Origin of the sequence: Aeromonas sp. QDB20 (assembly GCF_027707805.1) — a bacterium.
In the GTDB taxonomy this organism is placed as follows: Bacteria; Pseudomonadota; Gammaproteobacteria; order Enterobacterales; family Aeromonadaceae; genus Aeromonas; species Aeromonas dhakensis.
In genome coordinates, this window is sequence record NZ_JAPCJC010000041.1 from 1 (window position 1) to 7,467 (window position 7,467).

Consider the following 7,467-nt stretch of genomic DNA (forward strand, 5'->3'; position numbering starts at 1 on the left):
GGCAGCCTGTCAAGGTATTCGAAGAGTACCGTCAGGCGGCATAGGCGAGTGTCGCACTTCGAAGTTGAATTCGCGAACTACCGAACTCGTAGAAAGAGAGGAAGTAAAAAAACTTATAACATCAGCTCAAGTATTCTATAAGTCTAGTGACGAAAAAATAAGAAATGAAGGTGCAATTATACTTTCAATTTTATTAGATATTTGTGCCGACCAGTATCCAGACTTAGTCCCCATCGCACGAAATATGTTCACTAACGCTGGGGATTTTCCGAATATCAAGCTCTTGAGTAAAAGATATCCTAGTGTTAATTTTTCATACAACTTTTATTCAGAGGCTCAAATGGATTTCAGAGAGCGTTTAAATACTGTCGACGACCTCGATTTTCCTTTAACTGACTATCAGCGATCTTTATGGGTTAATCTATCTTCAGATGAAGATATTATAACTGTTGCACCAACATCTGCTGGTAAGACTCATATTATTCTGAGCTATCTATTAAAGAGGCTCGCTGAGTCTGATGGCGCATTTGCAGCTATAGTCGTACCGACTAGGGCATTGATTTCGGAAGTTGCTGGGAAACTTTATAAATTAGCCCAAGATAACAATGTAGAGAACGATATTGAAATCTGTTCCGTACCTAAAGAAGGTGATTTTGGGAGCAAGACTTTCTTTGTCATGACTCAAGAAAGGCTATATGAGCTTCTACAGCGTGGTGATATATATTTCAACTATCTATTTATAGATGAAGCACACAATATCTCAGATAAAAGCAGGGGGGTACTACTCCACCTTGCGATAGAGAGGTTGCTTGAAGATAGCTTCCCCCAAGTAATCATCAGCATGCCAGCTGAAAACTACCAAGATGCATTTTCTACAATATTTGGAGAGATTGAATTCAAAAAAGAAATAACAAACCACTCACCAGTGTCGAAGATTTTAATATCGGTTATGCCAAAGGGGAAGTCTTTAGTTATATCTAGGCATAATTCAAATAATGTTAAAACAATACCCAAAGGATTCAAGGATAAAAACTTGGCGGATATTGTATTTAAGTTGGGGCATGGACATAGCAATATAATATACAGAAGCAGAACTGCTGATTGTGAGAAAATTGCAGATGACATTGCCAAACTGATTCCTCAAAATCTTGATAATGAATTGTTGAGTGAGGCTGCTGACTACGTAGAAAAGTTTATTCATAGTGACTTTTCACTTGCTAATAATCTAAGGAAGGGGGTTGCGTTTCACTATGGCCCATTACCTAGCTCTATTCGAATTATGGTAGAGAACCTAGCTAAAGATGATCATATAAAATATATAGCATGTACGAGTACCCTTGCTGAGGGTGTTAATCTGCCAGCTAAAAATCTTTTCATGAAGAATCCAATACAGCCAATAATGAATCAGAAATCAGAGCGAGTTGAAGATGTAAAAATTAACAATATCACGGGCCGAGCAGGAAGAATGCTGCAACACTTTTCTGGCAATGTATTTATGGTTCAGCCTGACGTTTGGCAGTTTGACGATTATTTTGATGATGAGCAAGGCAAAGAGGAAAAGATACCAACATATTTTAAAACTCTAAACGAAGACTTATCTAATGTCATTAGCGCTCTTCAGGGTAGGTATCCTCATGATGAAGAAAACCAATATCGTTACTACATGATATCTAATAAACTAATCAAAGAGTATGCTCGGGATGAATTGGATAAAACATTCAGTGCTAATGAACTTCAGTTAAGTCGGCAAGATTTATCCCTTCTTGAGCGAGAGATCAAGATGGCGTATGGTAAGTTACGAATCACTCCATTTACGCTTGAGGCTAGCCCTACTGTTGGCTATATTCAACAAAATAAGCTATTTGATTATCTAAACGCATTGTCGTCTTATGATGACTGGATTTTACCGCATCCAAAATCAGCAGAGTTATATGAAACATTACTTAGGGTTAGCAGTAAACTACAGCAGTTTGGCATCTACATCCCAACTGAAAACTATCCACTCGATTATATATGCCTAATAACAAAGAAGTGGATTAAGGGAAAAAGATTAAAGGATATTATAACAGAACAAATCAATTGGAATAGAGCCAATATAGAGCAAGCAACGAGCGTTAACACATCAGTTAGAAATGTAATAAGGGTTATCAATAACGACATAACCTTTCGTCTTTCAAATGCACTACGCTGCTATCAAGTATTGCTTTCAACAGTATTGTTGAAGAAAGGGGTAGACTTATCAAGCGTAAAACTTCACTCATTCATAGAGGTCGGTGCCAGTGATGACAGAATAATAAGTCTAATTAACTTTGGTTTATCTAGAGAGGCGGCAATTGAAATTCATCAAGTGCTTCCAAGAGATATTGAGTTACATTCAACGAATGCTCTTCTAGAGCTTTATCATACTAACCAGATGTCAACCATTCATCCAATAATAAAGAAGGAATTACTTAAGTTGCTAGCTTCTGAATGACTTTCGATAGTCGAGCATGGCGGCATCTAACACTTTTATTGATGATTCTTCATCAATAAATTTTTGTCGTGTTTGAATTTCTGTCCGGTAGTTATAAAATGCGTTTCCAAAGTCTAAGCTTATTGGGGAGCCATCGCTACTGACACCTTTAACTTTTAGTACGGTACATCCATCATGCTCGGATAGATAGCTGACAATCTCAAGCAAGTTATCCTTTGAAAAGGCAGAATTTGATGACTCATCAAACACAAGGTCTAATGCCAACTGCATATTGCTCTCGATATAAGGAGCAGAACTTAAATCTCTGATAAGTTTTGGGGCGTCATCAGACACATCGGATAATGATGAGGAATTTATTTTGAAGTGAAGACTGCTATATTCAGGTAACTCCTTCAGTGTGGAGAACTCTTTCTCCTTTGGAATGAAATTCAGCCTTATACTATTTCCTCTGTCATAATTGAACTGCTCTAATAAAGCCTTTCCGACCCCCTTTAGGCTGCCATTAGGGCCAGACGTAAATCCAAGTAGAATTTTTGCCTTTGGGACGACAAAGAAAAAATACGGGTCACCAATTATACCCTGGTTTGATGCAGTGCCTGAAATTTTACCATCTCTACTTGCTTTAACTTGCCAAGTGTTTCTCTCTCTTACTACAGTTATAAAATATTCATCCCTTCCTGATGAGCCGGGGAGCATGGATGTTTTAAGCAGATACTTTTTATCCCTAACATTGAATACCCTTGTAGGAAGGGCGTTGTCCACATTCGCAATCACATTCGAAATGAAATCATTGAAAAAAGAGTCTTTGGCCTCTATGGAAAAGAAAAGAACACTTATAGCCTTCTTCATTTTACTCATAATTTTAACCTCGGACATATATCTTTCTAAAAAGATGAATTACTCAACAAACGAGAACTGTATAAATACACAGTGAATAGTAGCATGGGTATAACTGATTGTAAAACATATAAGAACTATTTTTATAGTTTCATGTATTATGCAAATAACACCTCTAATTTCACTCAAGACTTTTTACTAGAATGAAAACATGAATGCACTTGCATCCATTTATTTTAATCAAGTGCTTTTGTAGTTTCTATGAAAACACTCTCAATTTACATCGAAATGTGTAAATATGTATGTGGCCGGAAGAGTCCAGCTCTACGGCCTAGCGTCCGGTTTCAGAAGCTGGCTTGTTCTTCAACACTACAAGCGCTTTGCCTACAAGCCATTTTTGATCGTCATTGAACTCAGCTATCCATTCCAAGGGGAACTAAAGTGAGCGCAGCCGCGAAGACAGAGAGAACATGGGTATTCGTGTTGTTCATGCTCTATCACCTCTTGAATGCATCGATCCTGTTCATTCAGCCTGTCTATGACTGGTTTAACGATGAATACTCACTGACTGGCCTATATGTACTGCTCATGCCCTATCTCTGGGGTTTGATAACGATACTGGGGGCGATTTTGTTCTTGTCAGATCGCTCTTGGAAATATTTGGCAGGCAATCTACTCGGTGGTTCGATTCTTCTCTTCTGGTGGCTTAGACTGGCATCCCAATATTAGTGAGTAACGTCAGGCATATGAATGAGCAGACCAGACGGCATCTGCGTGTGCGTGGCTTCATGCAGCGCAAGCTGCAAGCTCACATGAACCATTCGAAACGAAAACGAGCTCCCGCCTTGTCTATCTACTGATTGCTGTAGCGCCACCCAGCAGCAATAAATCCAGTTTTTTATCAGCTCCGGTCTGAGATTTTCAGCCTGTATCTCCCTCCTCACTACCAGCTCTGCTGGTCTGCTGCATGTGTTATATTCGACTCTAACATTGAGCCGAATGATGAGCTGGGTCTGCTCATTATTGAGACCCTAGCACGTTGGATGAGGAAATAATGGAACCATTTTGGATTTGGCAACAAGCTGATTGGCCCCATTTTCGTTGGCAGGATAGCGAGGTATTGCCCAGATTACGGCATGCTCAACGCAGGCTGGGAATGCTAATAGGTAGTCATTCCAGATTGGGGAACTCCGACCAAACGTTGGATACGTTACTGGCTAACATCATCTCCTCATCCGCTATTGAGGGTGAGCGTCTCAATGCCCAATCCGTGCGTTCTTCCCTGGCTAGGCGGTTAGGGGGATCAGAAACTCCGTCCTATCCCGTGTCAGATCGCTCAGAGGGGCTCGCGGCCATGATGTTGGATGCCATCGACAACCATGAACAACCACTGACAATTGAACGACTTTTCCAATGGCATCGTTGGCTGTTCCCTGTCAACGAATGGTCGGTACAGCCAGTGAATGTAGGGCAGTTGCGAGGAGATGAGCCGATGCAGGTTGTCTCTGGGCGTGTTGATCGCCCCATCGTGCATTTTGAGGCACCACCCAGAGCTGCCCTTGACGATCAACTGGCCGCGTTTATCTTCTGGTTTAACCAGACTCGGCATGACCCCACGATGGATCCCCTTCTTCGTGCGGCAATCATCCATTTCTGGTTCGTGACCCTGCATCCCGTTGATGATGGTAATGGGCGGCTCACGCGGGCACTGACCGATCTCGCGCTGTCACAGACTGACAGCCACAGTATCCGACTCTATGCCATGTCAGTTGCAATTCTAGAACGGCGGGCAGACTACTATCGGGCATTGGGGTCAGCACAGAAGGGCTCGTTGGATATTACCTCCTGGATTTGTTGGTTCCTCGACACACTGGATTACTCCATAGAGCTGGCATTACAGGTGATTGATCGTTCTCTCGCCAAGACATTTTTCTGGTTGCGGCACTGTCATGACGATCTGAGTCCAGATCAAACCAAAGTGCTGAATCGTTTACTGGATGGCGGCGAACAGGGTTTTGAAAATGGCATCAGTGCCAGTCAATATCAAAAAGTCGCCGGAGTCAGTAAGCCCACGGCCACACGCCATCTGGCTGCATTGGTGGAAAAGGGATGTATTGAGAAATTACCTGGTGGCGGACGCAATACACGCTATCAAATCCGCTTGCACACCGAGGAAGTTTGAAAAAGCATCACCATGGGGCGTTGATTTCATTTGGTAGATGAGATCTGCGATTAACGTACCAATGATGCTATTTAGTTAAATGTTGACACCATGATGAGTGCCGTCAGGCATATGAACGAGTAAACTCAGCCGACAGTCATATCTCTCAACAGACCTTTTGAGCGACAATAAACTATTTAGAACATCGGCATCAATTTCAGGAACATCACCCGTCCCGAGATTTGAAAGCAGTTTGGTCACACTGAGACGTACCAGTTGCTCTTCGGCCAGCGCCTTGGCTCTCTGGACAACCTCGGGTGATTCGGATGAAATCATATCCTCCAATGTCCTCCCCATACAGTGCTCCTACTACAGATAGAATTAAAGGCCCACGCCGAGCAGGCATGGGCTCTGCGCATTAGATCAAGAAGTCATCCAGTGCTTTTCCAGCCGCAACTGCTTCTGCGATGGCCTTGGGCATGCGGCCCTGGCCAGTCCAGGTCTTCTCCTGACCATCCTCGGTGTAGCGATACTTTGCAGGACGAGGAGCGCGCTTGCTCTTTACTGTACCCTCTGCTTTTGCAGTGGTTGCAGTACCAACCAGCTCGCTCGGATCGATGCCAGCGTCTTTCAGCATCGCGGTAAACTCAGCCAATTTTTGCAGGCGCTCGGCAGATTCCTCTCTCAATTTGGTTTCTTGCTGCTCACGCTCAGCAAAAACCTCATCCAATTTTTCTTTAACTTCGACCAGTTGCTCAAATGACAACTCACGCAATGCAGCTCGCAGACTACGGATATTCAACAAAGTTTTCAAAAAATCGTTCATTTTTATCCTCATGTATCACATTTTTATATCAGTGAAATTATCTCTCAACCCCAGCATTAGCACCACTGTTTTTGGCACCAAGAGGATTCGGAAAATAGCATATTTTAAAAGTCGTGAGCTAAATGGTGTTTGGAGCTGTTTAGTGGCCTAACTCCAACCTGCTATAAAACTATATAGCCAAAAATTAAATCTAGGTGGTAGTGAGCGTTGAGACCACCTCACCAGATGAGCCGATGAACGATCTTGATCGGCTCACGAAATGAGCCGATAGGACAATATCATTGGCTCACAGAATGAGTCGATGATAAGAAATTTTAGATTGGCCCCTTGAGGATCCAGACACTTCACCCCTCTTAACTTAAGAGGTAGTCTTGGATGACTGGGCCACTACACATCCATGTCTCCAGAAAGCAAAAAACCCCGCAACGGGGCAGGGTTTCAGCATTTTTTCAACTTCGCACTCAGGGTAGCGACTCACCCTTGTTTCAACTTCGCACTTATGGCAGCGACTCTCCCTATGCATTAATTCTATGACAAGGTTAAGCCGCTAGTCAACAGTCACAGGTAACCACTTCGATTTCGGGTTCAAGGGGTTATCCCAACGAATCCTTCGTGGCAACGGGAACCTTTTGGTTCCTGATTACTAAGCATGCAACTTTATTACTTAGTGTGACTCTTTATTGCTTGGCGTGAAACACGCCTCAATAAAATCTTGCGTATTAGCGGCAGTACAGATGATAAGAAACATTTCTCTCCAGACAAACTCGAATATGGGAGCATATCATTCATATTATTTCCCTATTAGAATAATCACGCCCAAATGTGTCTGGGTTTGCAGCCTCATAGTCATCGTCAAAAATATGATCTCCGCGATGCATCTCCCTCACTGTTGCGAGTGTACCGAAAAAACACATTTCACAAAGATGCACCTTGTAACGTTCACCATCGTGACGGGAACCATACCCAAAATCCGCCGATAGGGTGCCAAATTCATTGGTTCCAAAAGTTGTTTTTGTACTGCGACCACAGACATCACAGAGAATGTCAATAACCTGTTCTGTTGGCACAACCCCTTTTACGAGCATGCTGAGCTCTGATGAATCCCCTAATGATTTTGGTAAAAATCATTAAGTTAAGGTGGATACACATCTTGTCATATGATCAAATGGT

At 42.5% G+C, this 7,467-nt stretch carries 6 protein-coding genes and 1 pseudogene; 3 read left to right on the forward strand and 4 right to left on the reverse strand.

Annotation, left to right across the window (positions count from 1 at the left end):
- Positions 1–2,473 (forward strand): DEAD/DEAH box helicase (locus PG897_RS22295; protein WP_270829425.1); only part of this gene is annotated, 2,473 nt, incomplete at its 5' end.
- On the opposite strand, the gene PG897_RS22300 is transcribed toward PG897_RS22295, so the two are convergent.
- Positions 2,459–3,331, reverse strand: coding sequence for a hypothetical protein (locus PG897_RS22300; protein ID WP_058053333.1), 873 nt, complete (start codon positions 3,329–3,331; stop codon positions 2,459–2,461). The two genes, PG897_RS22295 and PG897_RS22300, sit on opposite strands and share 15 nt — an antisense overlap.
- Before the next feature lie 1,033 nt (positions 3,332–4,364).
- Here PG897_RS22300 and PG897_RS22310 point away from each other — a divergent pair.
- Both PG897_RS22310 and PG897_RS22315 read left to right on the forward strand, forming a co-directional pair.
- Positions 4,365–4,598 (forward strand): annotated as a pseudogene (locus tag PG897_RS22310) (DUF4172 domain-containing protein); the annotation flags it as partial.
- Positions 4,599–4,664: 66 nt separating this feature from the next.
- A complete protein-coding gene (locus PG897_RS22315; protein ID WP_270829430.1) occupies positions 4,665–5,492 on the forward strand; it encodes a Fic family protein in 828 nt (275 codons plus the stop codon).
- 75 nt (positions 5,493–5,567) lie between these two features.
- Here PG897_RS22315 and PG897_RS22320 read toward each other — a convergent pair whose 3' ends face one another.
- The 3 genes from PG897_RS22320 to PG897_RS22330 all read right to left on the reverse strand — a co-directional run bounded on the left by PG897_RS22320 (position 5,568) and on the right by PG897_RS22330 (position 7,382).
- Complete coding sequence (locus PG897_RS22320) at positions 5,568–5,828, reverse strand: hypothetical protein (protein ID WP_016351259.1); 261 nt, start codon at positions 5,826–5,828, stop codon at positions 5,568–5,570.
- A 61-nt stretch (positions 5,829–5,889) separates the two neighbouring features.
- Positions 5,890–6,297 carry an H-NS family histone-like protein gene (locus tag PG897_RS22325; protein ID WP_270829427.1) on the reverse strand — a complete coding sequence of 136 codons (408 nt, stop codon included), beginning with the start codon at positions 6,295–6,297 and terminating at the stop codon, positions 5,890–5,892.
- 785 nt (positions 6,298–7,082) lie between these two features.
- Positions 7,083–7,382, reverse strand: coding sequence for a hypothetical protein (locus tag PG897_RS22330; protein WP_270829429.1), 300 nt, complete (start codon positions 7,380–7,382; stop codon positions 7,083–7,085).
- Positions 7,383–7,467 lie beyond the last annotated feature (85 nt).